The organism is Klenkia sp. PcliD-1-E, from assembly GCF_024124375.1.
Classification (GTDB): domain Bacteria; phylum Actinomycetota; class Actinomycetes; order Mycobacteriales; family Geodermatophilaceae; genus Klenkia.
On sequence record NZ_JAMXRZ010000082.1, the window covers coordinates 1 to 19,585 of the forward strand.

The window sequence follows — 19,585 nt, forward strand, 5'->3', positions numbered from 1 at the left end:
CAGCGCGAGCACGGCGGGCGCGCCGGCGACGGCCCGCCACGCAGCGGGCCCGAGCAGGCCGGGGAGGCGGGGGCTGACGGCGAGCAGGGGGGTCACCGGCCCAGTCTCCCGGTCAGCCCCCGGAGAGGATCTGCACGACCCCGCCGTCGCCCTCGACGACCTGGCCGTCGTCCAGCGAGCCGTAGCGCGGGTTGACCACCACGTCGAGGTCCGCGCGCAGGGCGTCGACCAGGGGCTGAGCGGCGTCGGAGGCGGCCTGCCGGGCCTGGTCGGTCAGGCTGCTCTCCAGGTCCTCGAACGGCGGGAAGGTCACCTGGCCGACGAGGACGCCCCCGGTCTCGGCCACCGGCAGGGTGAACACGCCCTCGGGCAGGGTCTGCTGCACGGGCTGGGCCAGCACCTGGGGCAGCTGGTCCAGGGTGCGCTGCTGCGGCGCGGCCAGGGTGTAGGTGCCGGCGTACTGGGCCGCCAGCGCGGTGTAGCTGGCCGGGTCGGCGCGCAGCTGGGCGGCGACGGCGTCGGCGGTGGCCTGGTCGGGGACGGTGATGTAGCCCAGCTCGAACTGCTGACCGGTCTGCTTCGCGTCCTCGTAGGCGGCCTGCAGCCCGGCGTCGGACAGGTCGGCCAGACCCTCCGCCTGCGCGACCTGCTCGCGAACCAGCAGCTCGCGGATGATCTCGCGGGCGTCGTCCTCGGTCAGGCCCTGCTGCTGGGCGAGCTGGGTGAACAGCGTCTGCTCGTCCTCGCCGCCCAGCAGGTCGCCGATCCGCCGGCTGATCTGGGCGTCGGTGACGTCGACGTCGTAGCGCTGCTCGACGGCGTCGTAGACCCGCTCGCCGATGAGCAGGCTCAGCACCTGCCGGGGGAAGGCACCGGCGTCCTGACCGGCGGCGTAGGACGCCACGTCGGGGTCGGCGAGCCGGTCGTCGACCGCGGACTGCAGCTGGCCGGTGGTGATCTGCGCATCGCCCACGTAGGCGGCGACGTCGGGCGACGTGCGGCACCCGGCCAGGCCCAGCACGGCCAGCCCGAGCACCAGCAGGGACACGATCGGACGTCGGCGCACGGGGTGCACCTTCTCACGCCCGGGGTGATCTGCGACTCAGCCGGCCGCCGGGACCCGGCCCCCGCGCAGCAGCTGGACGGCGGCGCCGAGCGCGATCCCGCAGCCGACGACGGCCGCGACCGCCCACCCGGGCCGCACCTGCTCGTCGAGCAGCCAGTGCCCGACGGCGGCGGGGACGACGGTGCTGACGACGTACATGACGGCGAGCACGGGGACGGCGGGGGCACCGGCCAGGCCGCGGGTGAGGTGCAGCTGGCCCAGCAGCAGGCCGCCGACGGTGACCGTGCCGGCCAGCCAGACGGTCCCGGGGAAGGCCCAGAACGCCCACCACTGCCCAGGCAGCTCGGAGACCAGCACCCGCGCGCCGACCGCGCCCACCGAGAAACCGACGCCGGCCAGGGCACCGGACACCCAGGTGCTGGCCGGCAGCAGGACCCCGGCGGCGGCGAGGGCCAGGCCGGCGGCCAGCCAGCCCAGCACCGGGCCCTCGACGACGGCGGGCCCGGGCACGGTGGCCGCCGAGAGCAGGGCCAGGCCGAGCACGGTGCCGAGGACGGCGGCCGCCTCGGCGCGGGCGAGCCGGCGCACCCCGGTCACCTGCTGCAGCACCGCCGTCACCGCGAGCGCGGCCACGATGGCCGACTGCACGACCAGCAGCGGCAGGTCGTGCCGGGCCACGAGGGCCAGCAGGAAGGCACCGGCCTGCAGCCCGGTGCCCGTCCACCACGTGCGGGAGCGCAGCGGCGACCCGGCGGCCTGCGCGCCCGTGCTGAGGCGGTCGCCGGCCACGCCGTAGCAGAGCACGGCGCCGACCAGCGCCCCGACGGCCAGGATCACGCGGCGACCGGTTGCTCCAGCACCGACGTCAGCAGTGCGTGCAGCTTCTCCAGCAGCGCGACGTCGCGCAGCGGGGTGCGGCGGTCCGGGCCGACGGGGACCTTGAGGGAGACGGTGTCGACCTGCGACTTGTAGGTCACGCCGTCGGCCAGCCGGGCGAGCTTCATCTGCTGGGACTCCCGCAGCACCACCGGCGAGATGCGCACGTTGCGCCCGGCCATCGACACCTCGGTGACGCCCAGCCCCCGCATCGCGGCCCGGAACCGCGCGACGGCGAGCAGGTTGAGCACCGGCGCGGGCGCGGGGCCGTAGCGGTCGGTGAGCTCGTCGAGCACGGCCTGCGCCTGGTCGTCGTCCTGCACCGAGGCCACCTTGCGGTAGGCCTCCATCCGCAGCCGCTCGCCCGGGACGTAGTCGTGCGGCAGGTGCGCGTCGACCGGCAGGTCGACCCGGACGTCGACCGGCTCGGCCGGGGCCTCCTCGCCGCTGATCTGCGCGCGGTAGTCGGTGACCGCCTCGCCCACGAGCCGGACGTAGAGGTCGAAGCCGACCCCGGCGATGTGGCCGGACTGCTCGCCGCCGAGCAGGTTGCCCGACCCGCGGATCTCCAGGTCCTTCATCGCCACGGCCATGCCGGCGCCGAGGTCGGTGTTGTGCGCGATGGTGGTCAGCCGGTCGACCGAGGTCTCGGTCAGCGGCCGGGTGGGGTCGTAGGTGAAGTAGGCGTAGGCCCGCTCCCGGCCACGGCCCACGCGCCCGCGGATCTGGTGCAGCTGCGAGAGACCGAAGGTGTCGGCCCGGTCGACGATCAGGGTGTTGGCGTTGGGGATGTCCAGGCCGGACTCGACGATGGTCGTGGCGACCAGGACGTCGTACTCCTTCTCCCAGAAGCCGACCATGATCCGCTCGAGCTCGTGCTCCTTCATCTGGCCGTGGCCCACCGCCACCCGGGCCTCGGGCACCAGCCGGCGGATGGTGGCCGCGGCCTTGTCGATCGACTGCACCCGGTTGTGGATGACGAAGACCTGGCCGTCGCGCAGCAGCTCCCGGCGGATGGCCGCCGCCATCTGCTTGTCCTCCCAGGCACCGACGTAGGTCAGCACCGGGTGCCGCTCCTCGGGCGGGGTGAGGATCGTCGACATCTCGCGGATGCCGGTCAGGCTCATCTCCAGGGTGCGCGGGATCGGGGTGGCCGACATCGACAGCACGTCGACCGCCGTCCGCATGGTCTTCAGGTACTCCTTGTGCTCGACGCCGAAGCGCTGCTCCTCGTCGACGATGACCAGGCCGAGGTCCTTGAACCGGGTGGTCGGCTGCAGCAGCCGGTGCGTCCCGACCAGGACGTCGACCTCGCCGTCGGCGAGCTTGCGCAGCGTCTCGGCCGACTCGGCCGCGGACTGGAAGCGCGACAGCGCCGCGACCGTGACCGGGAACTGCGCGAACCGCTCGGAGAACGTCTTGTAGTGCTGGTTGGCCAGCAGCGTCGTCGGCACCAGGACGGCGACCTGCTTGCCGTCCTGCACGGCCTTGAACGCGGCCCGGACGGCGATCTCGGTCTTCCCGTAGCCGACGTCGCCGCAGATGATCCGGTCCATCGGGACCGGCTGGGACATGTCGGCCTTGACCTCGTCGATCGCGGCCAGCTGGTCGGGGGTCTCCTGGAACGGGAAGGCGTCCTCGAGCTCGCGCTGCCAGACGGTGTCCGGGCCGAAGGCGTGGCCCTTCGTGGCCATCCGGGCGGAGTACAGCCGGATCAGCTCGGCGGCGATCTGCTTGACCGCCTTGCGGGCCTGGCCCTTGGTCTTGGCCCAGTCCGCGCCGCCCAGCTTGGACAGCGCCGGCGCCTCGCCGCCGACGTAGCGGGTGAGCTGGTCCAGGGCGTCGGTGGGCACGAACAGCCGGTCCGGCGGCTGGTTCCGCTTGCCCGGCGCGTACTCCACGATCAAGTAGTCGCGCTGCCCGCCGTGCACGGTGCGGCTGACCATCTCGACGTAGCGGCCGATGCCGTGCTGCTCGTGCACCACCAGGTCGCCGGGCTGCAGCTGCACCAGGTCGACGGCGTTGCGGCGGCGGGCGGGCATCTTCTGCGCGTCGCGCATGGAGGTGCCGCGCTGGCCGGTCAGGTCGTGCTCGGTGACCAGGGCGAGCTTCACCCCGGGCAGGGCGAACCCGCTCTCCAGGTTGCCCTGGGTGACGTAGGTCAGCCCCTCGTCCTGCGGGGCGGCGACGTCGGGCACCAGCCGGACGCCGAGGTCGGCCTCGGTCAGCTGGTCCGCGGCGCGCTGCGCGGGGCCCGGCCCGGCGAAGGTCAGCACGACCCGCCAGCCCTCCCGGGACCACTCCCGCAGCCGGGCGGTGGCGGCGTCGGCGTCGCCGTGGAAGCGGTCGACGCCGGTCGCCTCCAGGGTGACGTGCTCGTCGTCGTCCTCCACGGCGAGGGTGAAGGCGCCGGTGGTCCACCAGGGCAGGCCGCGGCCGCGGGCGTCGTCGGCGACGTCGGCGAGGTCGCGGAAGGAGGACGCGCCCAGGTCGACCGGCGCCTGGCCGGCCTCGGCAGCGGTCTGCCAGGAGGCGGCGAGGAACTCCTCGGCGGTGCGGACGAGGTCCGCGGCGCGGCTGCGCACCCGCTCGGGGTCGCAGACCAGCACGTGGGTACCCCGCGGGACCAGGTCGGTGAGCAGCTCCATGTGCGCGGACCCGATCAGCGCGGGGATCAGCGCCTCCATGCCCTCGACCGCGATGCCCTCGGCCAGGGAGTCGGCGACCTCGGCCAGCTCGGGGTGCTCCACGGCCAGCGCCCGGGCCCGCTCGCGCACCTCCGGGGTGAGCAGCAGCTCACGGCAGGGCGGGGCCCACAGCCGCTCGGGGCGCTCGTCCAGCGACCGCTGGTCGGCGGCTGCGAAGTACCGCAGCTCGTCGACCTCGTCGCCCCAGAACTCCACCCGCACCGGGTGCGGCTCGGTGGGCGGGAAGACGTCGAGCAGGCCACCGCGGACGGCGAACTCACCGCGCTTCTCCACCAGCTCGACGCGGGTGTAGGCGGCGTCGACCAGCCGCTGGGCGACGGCGTCCAGCTCGGCCTCGTCGCCGGCCCGCAGCTCGACGGGGACCAGGTCGCCCAGCCCGGGGGCCAGCGGCTGCAGCAGGCTGCGGACCGGCGCGACGAGGACGTCGATCGCCCCGGTGGCCGCCTCCGGGTGGGTGAGGTCGCGCAGCACGGCCAACCGGCGGCCGACGGTGTCGGCGCGGGGGCTGAGCCGCTCGTGCGGCAGCGTCTCCCACGCGGGGAACACCTCGACCCGGCGGTCCGGGACGAAGCAGCGCAGCAGGTCGGCGGTGGCGTCGGCGTCCCGCTCCCCCGCCGTCACCACCAGGACCGGCACCGACGCACCGGGCGAGGGAGCCGCCAGGGCGGCGGCCACCAGCGGCTGCACCGGGGGCGGAGCGGTCACGGCCAGGTCGGCCGAGCCGGCCCGGGCGACGACCCGGGCCATGCCGGGGTCGGTCAGGACGACGTCGAGCACGCCGCGCAGGCTCACGAGGGGGTACTCCATCGGGTCCGGGCCGCACCGCTCACGCAGCCCGCGCAGGTCGCGCGGGCACGCGGGGGGCCTTCTCCAGGCTAGTCGGCCAGGGCCGCCGTCGCCTCCGTGCGCCGCGTCACCGCCGACTGCGGGAGAAGCTCCCTCGGCGGGGGGACTCCGTCTCGACGCGCGCCCCTCGGGGCCGGCCCCGTGTCAAGCTCTTCCCGTGCCCTCCCCGACGTCGGACGGCCGGCCGTGGCTCGCCGTGCACCAGGTGCTGCTGGACGTCCCCGAAGCAGCCGTCGTCCAGATCCGCGCCTGTCTGGACGTGGGTGAACGGACCCGAGCCGACCGAGGCACAGCCACCGTGCGGCGGCACCGCACTGTCCTGCGCGGGGCAGTGCGGCACGCTCTGGCGCAGGTTCTCGACTGCGCACCGGCTGCCGTGCCCCTGACCACCAACCACCTCGGCCGGCCCGTCCTGGACTGCAGCCCCGACGTCGACGTCTCCTGCAGCCGTCGCGACGGGCTCGGTCTGGTCGCCGTCGCTGTGGGCGCTCGGATCGGGGTCGACGTCGAGCGGGTGGTCCCGTGGACCGGGAACACGGTCCTGGAGGGATGGCTGTCCCCGACGGAGTCCGCGGACCTCCTGGCCGTGCCGCCCCCTCTGCGTCCGCAAGCCGCGGCGCGGTCGTGGGCCGAGAAGGAGGCCGTGCTGAAGGCGGTCGGTACCGGGTTGCTCACCTCGCCTCGGCATGTGCCGACGACGCCCGGACGTGCCACGCGCCGGGTGGGGACCTGGACGCTCCTCCCGGTCACCGTCCCCGAGGGGTTTGAGGCCGTCCTCGCGACCTCCGCCGTCCCTCTCCCCGTCGAGGCCACGATCAGCCCCACCCCGCTGAGCAGCTGGACGGCGGGACAGCTCGATGTCGCCTGAGGGGGTGCGCTCACCGCAGCTCGTCGAGTTCCACGCACTGTGCGAGGCCACGGCGGGTCGACTGCTCGGTGACCACAACGCCTTGCACGCGTTCTCGGTCGACAACGCTGACCAGTTCTGGGGCGCTCTGCTGACCTGGTCCGGGCTGCCGCGGAGCGGGTCGGACCAGCCGGCGCTCCTCGGGGAGGACGTCGAGACAGCTCGGTTCTTCCCGCATGTCTCGCTGAACTACGCCGAGTCGCTGTTGCGCACCTTGCCGGACGTCCCCGACGAGGCCCCGGCCGTGACAGCGGTCCATGCCGATCGGCCGGACCAGCACATGACCCGGGCGGAGCTGCGGCGGGCAGTCGTCGACACTGCGTCGGCACTGCGCTCGATCGGCGTCCAGCCGGGCGACCGCGTGTCCGCGGTGGCCCCCAACGGCCTGGACATCATCGTAGGGGCCCTGGCCGCGGCAGCGCTGGGCGCGACGGTGTCCACCGCCGTACCGGACATGGGCAGCCCCGCCCTCCTGGACCGCCTCGCGCAGACGACACCCGCCGTCCTGCTGCTCGACCGCGGCGGCATGGACGCGGCCGGCGCGGCGTCCCTGGTCGAGGGGCTGCCGACGGTGCGCGCGGTGTGCCTGCTCGACGACGGCCCGGTGCCGGCCGGGCTGCCGGCCGCTGTGCACCGACTCGCAGACCTCGTGGGCGCGGTCGCGACGGACTCGACCCCGGTGTGGGAGCACTTCCCCTTCGATCACCCGCTCTTCGTGATGTTCTCCTCCGGCACCACAGGGCCACCCAAAGCGATCGTGCACGGCGCTGGGGGAACGCTCCTGGAGCACGTCAAGGAGCACCGGTTGCACGGGGACCTGCACAGCGGCGACACCCTGTACTTCCACACCACGACGGCATGGATGATGTGGAACTGGCAGCTGTCGGCTCTCGCGGTCGGGGCGCACATCGTGGTCAACGACGCACCCGTCCTGGGTCCCGATGATCTGTGGTCGATCGTCTCGCGCCAGCAGGTCACCGTGTTCGGCACCAGCCCGGCCTACCTGCAACTGTGCCAGGACGCCGGGTACCGACCGGCGGAGCACCACGACCTCCACCGGGTGCGCACCGTTCTCTCGACCGGCGCCGTGCTGCACGCGTGGCAGTACGAGTGGCTTGCGGAGCAGCTCGGTCCCGTCCCCCTGCAGTCCATCTCCGGGGGCACGGACATCATCGGGTGCTTCCTGCTCGGCCACCCCGGACGTCCCGTGGATCCAGGGCGCTGCCAGAGCATCAGCCTGGGTCTGGACGTCGCGGTCCTCGACTCCGACGGACGACCGGTTCTCGGCGAGGTCGGGGAACTGGTCTGCCGCCGCCCTTTCCCTTCCCGACCGGTGGGCTTCCTCCGCGACCCGGACGGTGCCCGGTTCCATGCGGCCTACTTCGCCGAGAACCTCGGCGTGTGGACCCACGGCGACAGGGTGGAACTCCGGGAGGACGGGTCCGCACGGGTGCTGGGCAGGTCCGACGGCGTGATGAACGTGGCCGGGATCCGCATCGGCCCTGCCGAGGTCTACACAGCGCTGCGCGAGGTGCCCGGCATCGCGAACGCCATGGCCATCGAGCAACGCGATCCGCAGAGGCCGGGGCAGACCCGGATGGTCCTGCTCGTGGTCCCTGCCCCCGGCGTGCACCTCGACGAGCACCTGGTCCGGGAGATCCGCCGCACCCTTCGTCGGCGTGCCTCGGCCGCGCACGTCCCGGCGGTGGTCGTCGCCGTGCCGGAGTTCCCCACCACCCACAGCGGCAAGCCGTCGGAACGAGCCGCCCGCGACGCCGTCAACGGCGATCACGTCGCCAACACGGCGGCCCTCCGCAATCCCGGCAGTCTCGCGGTCATCCGCTCAGCAGTGCGGGTGCACAACGGTGCCGCGGGCATCCCACAGGGCGACCCCGCAGACATGCCTCCCGCGACCACGACCGATCGGTCGGTCACGGAGGTGTGGGCCGACGTCCTCGGGCTGACGGAGTGCCGACCCGGGGACGACTTCTTCGATCTGGGTGGGGATTCCCGTCGACTGATGACGCTGGTGCAACGGGTCAGCAGCCTGATCGGCGAACCGTTGTCCACCGTCGAGTTCTACCGCAGGCCGACCCTGGGGACGCTCCTGGAGCTGACGGCGGACACAGCTGACCCATCGGACCCGCTCCTCCGAGGCGGCACCACGCCCCCGGTCTTCCTCATCAGTGCTGTTCGGCGCTCCCCGGGTGCGGAGCACGCCGTTCTGGACCTCTCCGTCGACGACGCGGAAGCCGCGCGGTACGTCCTGGTACCCGATCTCAGCGACCTCGACCCGACGCGGCCGGACGACTGGTTGGCCGAGGTCGCCGCCCACCTGGCTAGGACCGTGCGGAACATCCAACCGACCGGCCCCCACCACCTCACCGGGTGGGGGAGGGCCGGGCTGCTGGCGATCGAGATCGCCCGGCACCTGCGGGCCGGCGGTGAGGACCCCGCGCCGGTCCTCCTGGTGGATGCCGTCGCCCCGCCGGGCAACGGGCTGGTGGAGCTGGTGCGTGCCACCCGGCGTTGGCGAGCTCGTCTGACGTCCCCGGGGCGCCTCGGGTCGGTGTGGGACGCCTTCGTCGACCGGTACGCCCCCGCGACCCGGCCGACGGACCGGCACGCGGACCTGCAGCTGGAGCGGGCCTGGGGGCGCCTCGCCATCCGGCCGTTCGACGGCCCGGTCCTCGTGGTCGGCACGACCGGAGGCCGGGATGCCGTCACCACGGCGGAGGACTGGCGGACCGTTGCGCCGCGAGCCGCGCCGCGGCGCTCAACCGGCGGCTGACGTCCGGATCTCGGCAGGCACCCCGGCCGCGAAGCCGCCGGGGGGCACGTCCGACAGCACGAGGGCGCGGGCACCGAGGAAGGCGCCCGCACCGATGGTCACCTGTCCGAGGACGGTGGCATGCGTACCGAGGTAGACCCCGTCCTCGATCGTCGGCACGCCCGGAGCGGGGTAGGCGGTGCCGATCGCGGCGAAGGGCGCCATCACGACGTCGTCACCGATCTCCACCCCCTCGACCACGACGACCCCGCGGCCACCGTGGGCGAGCACCAACCGTCGCCCGCAGGCGATCGAGCCCGGGATCTCGCACCCGAGCAGCAACCTGGCCACCAGGACGCCAGGCAGCGCCGCCACCTTCATCAACCGGGCTGCCGGTCCCGCGGCGCGGCAGCCGAACTGGTGGAGGCGGAAGGTCAGCACGGCCACGACGCTCAGCCCCCCTCCGCGGGCCCTGTTGACCCGGACGTCCTCGACGAGCCACACCAACAACTCGGGCACTGTCCGGGGGTGGGTGGCCCTCACTCGCGACTGCGCCATGCCGGTTCTCCTCTCCCGCCCTGACCGACCGCGGGCTGGGTGCCGGTCCGGACCATCGCCAAGCAGATGGCCACGGTGATCGCCGAGAAGACGTTGTTGAACGCCGAGACCGACAACCCGCTGACGGAGATGAGGGCCAGCAGGGCCAGCGCCGGTCGCCGATCCGCACCGCTGCGGCGCAGGCCCACCCAGAGCAGGACGAGCAGCAGAGCGATACCGAGGAGCCCGTGGTCGAAGACCGCGCGCAGGAAGTAGGAGTGGAGGATCACCGAGTAGCAGACACCCGGATCGGTCTTGCTGAACAACGGCGCGTAGAACGCCAGACTGCCGCACGAGCCCGGCGAGAGCGGGGTGAGGGGGAAGGAGCCGGTCAACCATTCCCACAGCGGCCAGTCCCGCACCTCGTAGAGGAAGGTGTCCAGGAAGTTCAGCCGGTCCAGTCGCGCCCCTCCGTCGGACTGCGCCCGGGCGCTGAACACCAGCAGGACGGCGTAGCCGACGACACCCGTCCCGATCACCTGGAGCGGCCAGGTCCGTGTGCTCGTGCGCAGGTAGATGAACAGGTAGACGACCATCAGCCCGAGGGCGGCGCTGCGCGAACCGGACAGCAGCACCGTGACGGCAAGACCGGCGAAGACCCAGGGACGTTCCCTCCCGAGGTGGGGGTGGGCGAGCAGGAACACCCCCATGAGGAGGATCAACTCGAAGTTGTTCTCGAGGTAGACCCCCGGCCGGTCCGCCAGACCGAGCGCCACGGAGTAGCCGTACTTGAGGAGGAAGACGACCACCAGGAAGGTGGTGAACCGGGCCAACCTGCGGCGGTCGAACACGTCGGCGCCGACCCATGCACCGAGGAGCGCCACGTAGACGAAGGACTTGTAGGCCAGCAGGAAGTCCAGGAGCCCGGCGTCGCCGAAGAACAGCAGGAGGAGCACCTTCAGCAGGACGTACCCCCCGGCCAGCACGAGCATGACCTGTCCCGCCGGCGTCATCCGCCGCACCAGGGACAGACTCGCGAGGAAGAAGGCGACTTCGAGCAGCAACTCCGCCGGCGCCGCGTTGAATCGACCGGGCGAGAGCAGACCCACCACGGCCAGCACCGCCAGCGACCCCAGCACGAGCCACTCCTGCAGGACAGGCGGTCGCACGGCCTTACCCCCGGGCGCGCCCGGACTGCCGTCGGCAGGTCGCAGGGCCGGTCTCATCGCAGCTCGACCCCGACGCGGGCATCGACAGCCCCACGGTTCTGGAGCAGGACCTGCAACGCACCGCCGTCCTGACCGAGTACGGCCGACAGCTCCAGCGGCCCCGCCGCCCCGAACGCCCCGCCCATGACGTCGACCACCGGACCGAGTGCGACGTCCAGCTCTCCCTGGCGGGACACCACGATGGTGCTTTCCCCCACCGAGCGGTCCCGTGTGACGCCCACCTGAGCCACCGCGCGCAGGACGAGCACATCGCCGAGCGTCCCGTCGGCCACGGCCCCCAGTTGGAGGGACGCGGTGCCCGTCGACCCCGCGGGCACCGCTACGTCCTGCCGGACTCCGCGACCCGCGGTCCCCGACACCTCCTGCAGTGCCGGCACCCCGAGGTTGAGCATGCTGGTCAGCCGGGTGCCTGCAGCCACCACGTCGACGGCCACCGCGGATGTCCGACCCGTCAGGTCGTTGCAGGTGTAGGCGATGTCGACACCACCGTCGTGCCGGAGGGCGACGGACGGTGACCGGTACCCCGATGCGTCGTCGTCGGCACCGTCGTGCGTGACGATCCCCGTGACCACGACGGCCTCGCAGTCGAGCTGGTGGACGTGCACGTCCTCTGTCGGATCGCCCTCCGCAAGCCTGCCGTTGCGCCTGAGGACCAGACCGGACAACGCCGTGTGCCCACACTCCTGCAGCCGGACCCCGGCCAGGCCGTTGCGGTCGAGGATGCCACCGCTGACGAGGTTGTGCACCGCCTGCAGAGCGCTGATCCCGTGGCCGTCGTTCCATTCCACCTTGTTGCCGACGAAGGTGTTGTCGTTCGCCCCGGGGCCCAGGCTGATGCCGTCGTCGCCGTTCGCGTTGATCGTGCAGAAGGCGACCATCGAGTCCACCAGGTCCTTCAGCCCCGTGCCGTTCTCGTGCACCTGGCATTCGGTCAGGACGGCTCCGCTGACGTACCGGGCGTCGTAGCCGACGGACCCGTCGACCATCGTCACCCGGGTCAACGAGGGACCGCCCCCCTCCGCGGCGACAGCGGGCCCACTGCGACCCTCACCCTGGACCGCGATGTCCTCGACGTGGCCGAACTGGCCCACGGTGAGGACGGGATCGGTCACGTCCCTGGACCGGGCCCTCAACCGGGCACCGGTCTCCGCGCGGCCGGAGTAGTTCCTCGCCGACGGGCCCCGGAGGGACTGGCCCGTGCGCAGGCGGATCCCGTCGACGAGGTACAACCCCGCGGGGAGCCAGAGCGAGGCCCCGTCGCCCGCGTCGTCGACGGCGCCCTGGAGGCCACGGGTGCTGTCCGACGCACCCGTCGGATCGATGCCGCTCCCGCTGAGCACCACCGACGTCGAGGCGAGGTCAGCCGGCGAGCCCTCCGGTCCCCGGACGCTCGCGCGTCCGGCGACGGCCGCCGCCACGAGGGACCCGCCCGCGACAGCTCCCACGACGAACCCTCGACGACCCAACCGCGGGGACGGCCGGCCCTCCTCGGGGCCGGCGGTCGCGCCCGGTGCAGGGTCGTCCGTCGGGGGGTGTGCCACGTCGTGCCTCTCGTTGTGGATCCGGGTTGGTCGGCAACTGCAGGGGCCGGTCGGCTCGCCGACCGGGGCGGGGCTCGCCTGCAGATTGTCCTACGGCGACGTCGGGGATGGGCTGCCGCGCACACCGGGTCACCCGGGACGTGGGTGCTCGGTCCAGACCCGGCGCGTCATCGACGCCGATCAGGCTGCTGACCGCCGGCACCTCGGAGCCCGCTCCGTTGAGCGTCCGCCACAGCAGTGCGGCGACCGGAACCGGCGTCCCGTGCGGACGAGCTGTCGGTTGGCCAGCCGGTCGCCGCGCCGGTTCGGCCGCTGTCGGGACCCCGCAATGACGGTCGTGGGGGCACCGGCGCGCCGACTTGCTGGTCGCCCTTGTCCACCGGCACACCGCCGACCGGAGCACCCCAACCGTCGGCGTCCGCGGCAGTGGGCCGGTCCCCCGGCATCGCCCGCCCGCCGCCCTCCAGGTCGTCGTCCCCTTCCGTGGCCGGGTCGACCACGGGCGCCCCGTCGTACCCGTAGTCCTCCCCGTACGCGAGCGCCTGCGCGAGGTCGCTGTTGGGCGGGACCATGGTGAGGACGACGCCGAGGATCCGCGCACCGACCGACGACAGGGCGGTCGACGCCTCGGTGAGCTGGTCCGCCGTGGTCCGCCCGAACCGGACGGTCAGCAGGACCCCGTCGACCAGGGCAGCGAGGCGTCGGCTGTCCGCCACGGGCAACAGGGGCGCAGCATCCACCAGGACGAAGTCGTAGTGGTCCCGCAGGTGGGCGAGGAACGCGACCATCTGCTCGGACCCCAGCAGTCGCCCCGGGTGCGGCGGTGTCGGGCCCGAACCGATGACGTCCATCCCGGGCTCGGCGACCTGGGTGACGTCCGCGATGCCGACCTTGCCGGCCAGGACGTTCGTCAGCCCCGGGCCGCCCACCAGGTCGAGGTGCTCGACGACGCGCGGACGACGCAGGTCGGCCTCGACCACGACCACCCTGGCCCCGCTCTCGGCCAACGCCCTCGCGAGCTCGACGACGGTCGTGGTCTTGCCCTCGGCCGGCACAGAACTGACCACGAGCATGACCTTGGGCGGGTTGTCGACGTCCAGGTACTGCAGGCTCGCCGCGAGCTGGCGGTAGGACTCGGTCGTCCGGGACGACGTGGGCCGACCTCGGCCCCTGTCGCGCTCGAGGCCGCCGTCGCGGAAGACGGTGCCCGTCACCGGCGCACCGACGAGGGCTTCCACCTGGTCCTTGTCGCGCACCGAACGGTCGAGCAGAGCCCGGGTGACAGCGATGACGACGCCGATCAGCAGACCCATGACCAGGCCGAACCCGGTGTTGCGGAGCAGTACGTCGGCGGCCACGGGCGGGCTCGGGTCATCCGTGGTCGACACCATGACGGTGGCGGGGTCGTCCTCGGTGGTCTCCAGCTCCGCGATCTGCTGGGGGAACTGGTCGGCAACTGCTGCGGCGATCTGGGCGACGACGTCTGCGGATCCGTCGGTGATGGTGACGTCGATGAGGACCGTCCCGGTGACGGTGGTCGCGTCGATGTCGGACTGGACGCGCTCAGGGGTGATCGCGACGTCCACCTCGTCGACGACTCGCTGGGCGAGTTCGGCCCCGGTCAGCAGCTCGGTGTACGAGGCCACGCGCTGCTCCGCGTACTGCGCACCCTGGAAGGCGTCGCTGGTGGTCGCCGACCCTGTGGTCTTCACGAAGAACTGCAGAGTGCTGGAGTAGGAAGGCCCCAACAGGTACGTGATGCCCGCGGCGGCCGAGTTCCCGAGAACAGCCGCGAGGACGATGATCACCCATCCGCGCTTCAGCGCGGACCACACAGCTCTCGGTTCCACTGACTTCCCCGTCCTCGTCAACCGGCCTCACCGGTGGGCGCCCTCCTCGCTGGCGGCGACCGTTCCCAGCCTGACACGATCGGGCGATCCCGTTCGCCTGGCGACGGCATCACCGACTCCTTCGAGTGACGAGCCGTCACGCCGTGGGCGACGCGTGCTGCCTGCGACGTGGGTGCAGACCCCTGCCGAGTGCCGCGCACTGCACGACGAGAGAACCCACCTGGCCCGCCAGGACAGCGAACCCACCCCCAGCTGCACCGTACGTGCGCGGCAGCACCGACATCCCGGCGAGTGCCAGGCCAGCGCCGACGAGCGTGCTCACGAGGATCACCCCGGACCGGCGGGACGGGGCGAGGACGTCGAACGTGATGGCGGAGACCAGGGCCCAGACGGCGAAGGCGGCGCCGAAGAGGACGCTCACCTGGAACCCGACCTGCACGGCGCCGCCGAACAGGGCCGAGTCGACCACCGGCAAGCCCACGGCCACGACGAGACCGGCGACCAACCCCGCGACGGACGTCGTGCCCACGGCGAGCTGCATGCGGCGCCGTCCCCCGCCCAGGCCGTCCTCGGACACCCACCCCTGGAACGCGTTGTAGAGAGGCTGGATGCCGGACTGGGCCAGCTTCTGGACGCGGTCGCACGCCGCGAAGACGGCGAGCGAGCCGGGAGCCACTGCCGCGAGGACGCTGATCGGGGCAGTCGCAGCCGTGGCCACCACGAGGTCCGTCGCCGCGGAGGCCCGCTGGTCCCGAAGGGCGTCGAGGGCTGCCGCCCACTGTCCACGACGCCAACCGACGGCAGCGAGCCGGTTCGTCAGGTAGCCGATCGTCAGGATCTGCCCGACGAGGAAGACGGCGGGATACCACAGGAGTTGGCCGGTGGCCAGGACTGCGCCCGCGGACAGCAGCTGCACCGCGAGCCGGGGCAGGGTCTCGTAACGCGCAGCCTGACCCGGACGACCGGTGCCGACGAAGAACCAGTAGGCGCTCATCCCGAGCATGCCGATGGCGACCGCCGTCAGGGCGGTGAGGAGGCGGTAGCCCGGCGGCCCGGTCGAGGCCGCGAGCGCTGCGCCCGCGGGGAGGAGCACGGCCCCCACCAGCGCCCGGGACAGCATGCTGGTCCACAGCAGGCGGGCGCGCCCGCCGGCGTCGAGCCCGACGGCCAGCGTTGGACCGACGAAGCCCCATCCCCACTGCAGCAGCGTCGCCACGCCTCCACCGATGGTGGTGCCGAGGGCGACGGCTGCCAGTCCCGGGGCGCCGCCGACCGATCCGACCACAGGGAGGACGGACAACGACCCGAGCAGCGATATGAGGGGGAGCCCCACGAACGAGGTCAGTCGCCGCCAGGGCAGACGAGGGCCCGGCGGGGCCGACTGCATCTCGTCCGCTGCCTCAGAAGGTGCAGCCATGATCGGATCCGAGCTCGGCCCAGGCGTCGGCAGTGGTCTCGATCGAGTACCGGCGGATGTAGCCCTGCATGTCGTCGAGATCGGGACGCGACTCGAGCGTCGCCACCCGGTCCCGGAGGAGCCGGGCGAGAGAGGCAGGATCCCCGGTCGGGTAGAGACTGAGGAAATCCGGTCGGTCGCCCATCAGCCGGACCATCTCCGACGGCCCTGACGCAGCACTGGACACCACTGGCACACCGACCCCCATCGCCTCCAGCAGGACCAGACCGAGCGCTTCCGAATGCGCACCGTGCACGAGCAGGTCGACGTCCCGGACGACGTCGTAGGGCCTCGGGTGGCCCCCGTAGGTCCGCACCACCACGCGGCCGTCAGCGGGCAGGCCGTCGAGCCACCCCCGCAAGGGGCCCTCCCCGATGACATGCCACTCGCACTCCAATCCGGATTCCACAAGACCTTGGTAGACCACGTCCAGGCCTTTCAGCGGCACCAGAGAACCCACCGTGGCGACGGAGAGGGGCCGCGAGCGCTGGGCCACGGCCCGCGGTTGCACTGCCGCGGCCCGCAAGGACGCGAGGTCGACGGCCGGACTGATCACCCGCGGCCTGGTCTGGAGCCCGTAGGCCGCCACCATCGCGTCGGCGACCCGCTCGGTGTTGGCGACGACGACGTCGCGACGGCGGAAGACCTGTCGCACGAGCCGCTGCTTGACCTTGCCGAGGCGGATGAAGCGAGCGTGCTCAGCCGGGTCGAGGTCTTCGTAGTAGACGAACGTGAACCCGTCGTCGTCCGGCCGGTCGGCCAGCGCGCCGGCGAGGATGCTCGACCACAGATGCAGACCGACCAGGGACTTCTCGCCTGATCGGTATTGCTCGTCGAGGACACGGCGCAGTCGGCGGGCAACGACCGGGGTCCGCAGGTGGTCGTCCAGACCCAGGCTGTCGACGCGCACCGCCGGGTCGAGCGCGTCCAGCAACCCGCCCACCCGTTCGTGGAGGACCACGGCCGCCCTTCCCCGCCGACGGGCCACGATGTTGGACAGGAGCACGGTCTGCCGCTCCGCCCCGCCGTAACGCAGGTGCGGTTGAACACTGATCAGCATGAGGACCCGATCGTGCCGGCGGTGCGTGACCGGGTAGTGAAGGCCCTCAGCGCCTTCCTCCGGCGAACAGCGGCAACCGCGTCGATCGTGTATCTACGCCACAGCCGACCAGGTTCTCTGCACAACCGGACCAGCCAGTTCAGACGGAGCGGGTAGGCCCACGAAGGGTAGTAGTCGTCCTGGGGGTACTGGTCCAACCAGCCGCCGCAGGTGACGACGAGTCTGCGCGGTGCCCTCAGGCGGAGGGCGAGGTGGTCCTGCCTCGGTGCGCCGAGCCCGACCACGACGAGGTCCGGCGATGATTCGGCGAGAGCCCTGCGGAGCTCGGGCTCCGGGGGGAGACCCGCGTAGCCGTCCACGGCCAGGACGACCCGGTGGTCCGTGATGGACTCGAGCTTGGCCCGGACGGCCGCCAACGTCGAGGGGGTCGAGCCGATCAGGGCAACACGGAGGTGCGTGCAGCGTTCGAAGACCTCGGGGAGGACGAGATCGGCGCTCGTTCGGGGCTCGTCGGAGCCTACGAGTGCCGCCAGCAGGATGCCGTCGATCCCCACGACGTCGAAGTCCTCCAACGGGACGGCCCCGTCGAGGCACTGCATCGCGCTGTAGTGGTTCAACCACGTGCCGACCGCGCTGCGCCCGTTCTGGAGAACGTCCACGAGCACCGCGCTCATGCCGAGGACGCAGGTGTCCCGGTCCTCACCCTCGGGGGTCATGGCTGCACCGGGGCGGGTCCGACGACCTTGGCCGGCACGCCCACCACCAGAGTGCCCTCGGGCACGTCGCGGGTGACGAGGGACTTGGCACCGAGGAAGGCACCGTCACCGACGTGCACGTCCCCCAGGACGGATGCGAACGCGCCGAGGTAGACACGGCTCCCGACCACCGGGGCGCCGGGCGCGGGGTAGGCGACGCCGAGGCCGGTGAACGGGGCCATGACGACGTCGTCGCCGAGCACGGCATCCCTCACCACGATGACCCCTCGTCCTCCGTGACCGAGCACGAGCCGGCGCCCACAGGCGACCGAACCCGGTAGCTCGCAGCTCAGCAGGAGACGGGCGAAAGCCACGAGGGGCAGACTCAACACGGAGAGGACCGCGGACAGCAGGCCACGCCCGCGTATGCCGAACTGGTTCAGCCTGAAGATGACCACCGCTGCCACGCCGAGGGAGCCCCCTCCTCGGTGTCGGTTGACCTCGATGTCCTCGGCCATCCACCGAAGGAGTTCTCGGGCACCAGCAGGGTGGGTCTGCGCCTCGGAGGTGTAGGGACGTGGCTCGAGAGGACGGGACGTCGGTCTGGGGAGCGTCATCGAGTACCGGCACCCTTCGATCGGAGGAAGCCGGGGTGAGCCGACCCGGCCGGGCCTTGTGGCCGCCGCGTCGACCCTAGGTCCGGCACCGGCACGACTTGGTCAGCTGGCTGCACCCCACCACCCGAAGGAGGCAGGGACACCGCGCCGACGATCAGGCTGGCCTGGTGCCCCAGACCTGCATCTCCGCCAAGCCGACGGCCGTGGTCGTCAAGCTCACCTTGGTGACCGTCAACCGTACCCAGGAGACCGTGCGCGCCGTGAAGGCGAGCGTGACCGCAGTGCCGTTGTTGGCGAGCGAAGACACCGCGATCGACGAGCCGTCCGAGAACGTCAGCGTTCCGCCCGTGATCTGGTTGAGGAGGTTGGGTCGGTCGAACAGGACGACGCTGCTGAGCCGTACCGCGGACGTCCACGACAGCTGGAGCCAGGCCCCGGTCCGTTGATTGGCCGACACCCACTCGGCGGTCGGCTGTGCCGGCGCCCCCGCAATGACCCCGTCCGTCGCCTTGGCTGCTGTCTGGCCCGTCGAGGTGCTCTGCGACGACGCGGTAGCGGATGCTGCCGGCGCGAGGTTGACCGCGGCCGAACTGGTCGAGGACGCCGAGGTGGTCGGAGCCACCGAGGTCGTCGGAGCCACCGAGGTCGTCGGAGCCACCGAGGTCGTCGGAGCCACCGAGGTCGTCGGAGCCGGGCTGGTGCCGCCGGTCGAGGCTGCGCCGAGGACCTGGATCTCTGCGAGACCCACGTTGCTCGTGTACTGACCGGCGGTCAGCACTGTGAGCCGCAGGGACGTCGTGGAGCGAGCGGGGAAGGTGACCGTCGTCGCCGCTCCGCTGTTGTCCAGCGACGGCACACTGACCACCGAGCCGTCGGAGAACGTGAGCGTCGCGCTCGTGATCTGGTCGTAGACGTTGGGGCGGTCGTACAGGACCACCCGGTCCAGCTGCTGGCTGGTCGCCCAGGTCAGTTGCAACCAGGCGCCGGCCGCCTGGCCCGAAGATGCCCACTCCGCGGTCGTCTGAGCTGGGTACCCGGAGATGACGCCGTCCACGGCCTTGTCGGCCGTCTGACCCGTGCCGGTGGACTGGGACGACGCGGTGACGGTTGCTGTGGAGGCCAGGTTCGTCGTCACGGTCGGCGGCGTCGTGGTCGGCGGCGTCGTCGTGGTCGGCGCCGTCGTCGTGGTCGGCGCCGTCGTCGTGGTCGGCGCCGTCGTCACGGTCGGCGGCGTCGTGGTCGGCGGCGTCGTCGTGGTCGGCGGCGTCGTCGTGGTCGGCGGCGTCGTCGTGGTCGGCGCCGTCGTCGTGGTCGGCGCCGTCGTCGTGGTCGGCGCCGTCGTCGTGGTCGGCGCCGTCGTCGTGGTCGGCGCCGTCGTCGTGGTCGGCGCCGTCGTCGTGGTCGGCGCCGTCGTCGTGGTCGGCGCC

Annotated in this window: 15 protein-coding genes; 3 read left to right on the forward strand and 12 right to left on the reverse strand. The window is 72.5% G+C overall.

What is annotated here, in order from left to right:
• Nucleotides 1-112: 112 nt before the first annotated feature.
• Genes NH342_RS15720 through mfd form a run of 3 tightly spaced genes read right to left on the reverse strand, consistent with a single transcriptional unit; the run spans nucleotide 113 to nucleotide 5,457 of the window.
• On the reverse strand, nucleotides 113-1,066 hold the full coding sequence (locus tag NH342_RS15720) for a SurA N-terminal domain-containing protein (RefSeq protein ID WP_253016009.1): 954 nt from the start codon (nucleotides 1,064-1,066) through the stop codon (nucleotides 113-115).
• Between the two features lie 36 nt (nucleotides 1,067-1,102).
• On the reverse strand, nucleotides 1,103-1,903 hold the full coding sequence (locus NH342_RS15725) for a hypothetical protein (RefSeq protein WP_253016011.1): 801 nt from the start codon (nucleotides 1,901-1,903) through the stop codon (nucleotides 1,103-1,105).
• Nucleotides 1,900-5,457, reverse strand: a complete 3,558-nt coding sequence (mfd, locus tag NH342_RS15730; protein WP_253016013.1) for a transcription-repair coupling factor — start codon at nucleotides 5,455-5,457, stop codon at nucleotides 1,900-1,902. The genes NH342_RS15725 and mfd overlap by 4 nt, the downstream gene beginning before the upstream one ends.
• A 415-nt stretch (nucleotides 5,458-5,872) precedes the next feature.
• Here mfd and NH342_RS15735 point away from each other — a divergent pair, with 415 nt between their 5' ends.
• Together NH342_RS15735 and NH342_RS15740 are read left to right on the forward strand one after the other, a co-directional pair.
• Nucleotides 5,873-6,364, forward strand: a complete 492-nt coding sequence (locus tag NH342_RS15735) for a 4'-phosphopantetheinyl transferase superfamily protein (protein WP_253016015.1) — start codon at nucleotides 5,873-5,875, stop codon at nucleotides 6,362-6,364.
• A 4-nt stretch (nucleotides 6,365-6,368) separates the two neighbouring features.
• Nucleotides 6,369-9,194 carry an acetoacetate--CoA ligase gene (locus tag NH342_RS15740; RefSeq protein WP_253016017.1) on the forward strand — a complete coding sequence of 942 codons (2,826 nt, stop codon included), beginning with the start codon at nucleotides 6,369-6,371 and terminating at the stop codon, nucleotides 9,192-9,194.
• On the opposite strand, the gene NH342_RS15745 is transcribed toward NH342_RS15740, so the two are convergent.
• The 9 genes from NH342_RS15745 to NH342_RS15785 all read right to left on the reverse strand — a co-directional run bounded on the left by NH342_RS15745 (nucleotide 9,180) and on the right by NH342_RS15785 (nucleotide 19,293).
• Nucleotides 9,180-9,692, reverse strand: coding sequence for a hypothetical protein (locus tag NH342_RS15745; RefSeq protein WP_253016019.1), 513 nt, complete (start codon nucleotides 9,690-9,692; stop codon nucleotides 9,180-9,182). The two genes, NH342_RS15740 and NH342_RS15745, sit on opposite strands and share 15 nt — an antisense overlap.
• A gap of 20 nt (nucleotides 9,693-9,712) precedes the next feature.
• On the reverse strand, nucleotides 9,713-10,879 hold the full coding sequence (locus tag NH342_RS15750) for a hypothetical protein (protein WP_253016021.1): 1,167 nt from the start codon (nucleotides 10,877-10,879) through the stop codon (nucleotides 9,713-9,715).
• Between the two features lie 53 nt (nucleotides 10,880-10,932).
• Nucleotides 10,933-12,030 (reverse strand): right-handed parallel beta-helix repeat-containing protein, encoded by a 1,098-nt coding sequence (locus tag NH342_RS15755; RefSeq protein WP_253016023.1) that lies wholly within the window; start codon nucleotides 12,028-12,030, stop codon nucleotides 10,933-10,935.
• A gap of 617 nt (nucleotides 12,031-12,647) precedes the next feature.
• Nucleotides 12,648-14,330, reverse strand: coding sequence for a polysaccharide biosynthesis tyrosine autokinase (locus NH342_RS15760; protein WP_308200679.1), 1,683 nt, complete (start codon nucleotides 14,328-14,330; stop codon nucleotides 12,648-12,650).
• Between the two features lie 136 nt (nucleotides 14,331-14,466).
• Complete coding sequence (locus NH342_RS15765; protein WP_253016027.1) at nucleotides 14,467-15,546, reverse strand: hypothetical protein; 1,080 nt, start codon at nucleotides 15,544-15,546, stop codon at nucleotides 14,467-14,469.
• Nucleotides 15,547-15,730: 184 nt separating this feature from the next.
• Nucleotides 15,731-16,846, reverse strand: a complete 1,116-nt coding sequence (locus NH342_RS15770; RefSeq protein ID WP_253016029.1) for a glycosyltransferase — start codon at nucleotides 16,844-16,846, stop codon at nucleotides 15,731-15,733.
• A complete protein-coding gene (locus NH342_RS15775; RefSeq protein ID WP_253016031.1) occupies nucleotides 16,840-17,562 on the reverse strand; it encodes a WecB/TagA/CpsF family glycosyltransferase in 723 nt (240 codons plus the stop codon). The genes NH342_RS15770 and NH342_RS15775 overlap by 7 nt, the downstream gene beginning before the upstream one ends.
• Nucleotides 17,559-18,059, reverse strand: coding sequence for a serine O-acetyltransferase (locus NH342_RS15780; RefSeq protein ID WP_253016033.1), 501 nt, complete (start codon nucleotides 18,057-18,059; stop codon nucleotides 17,559-17,561). The genes NH342_RS15775 and NH342_RS15780 overlap by 4 nt, the downstream gene beginning before the upstream one ends.
• Nucleotides 18,060-18,312: 253 nt before the next feature.
• The gene (locus NH342_RS15785; RefSeq protein WP_253016035.1) at nucleotides 18,313-19,293 is read right to left on the reverse strand and encodes a discoidin domain-containing protein; all 981 of its coding nucleotides are present in this window, start codon (nucleotides 19,291-19,293) and stop codon (nucleotides 18,313-18,315) included.
• Here NH342_RS15785 and NH342_RS15790 point away from each other — a divergent pair.
• A partial coding sequence (locus NH342_RS15790; RefSeq protein ID WP_253016037.1) for a hypothetical protein occupies nucleotides 19,271-19,585 on the forward strand: 315 nt, incomplete at its 3' end. The two genes, NH342_RS15785 and NH342_RS15790, sit on opposite strands and share 23 nt — an antisense overlap.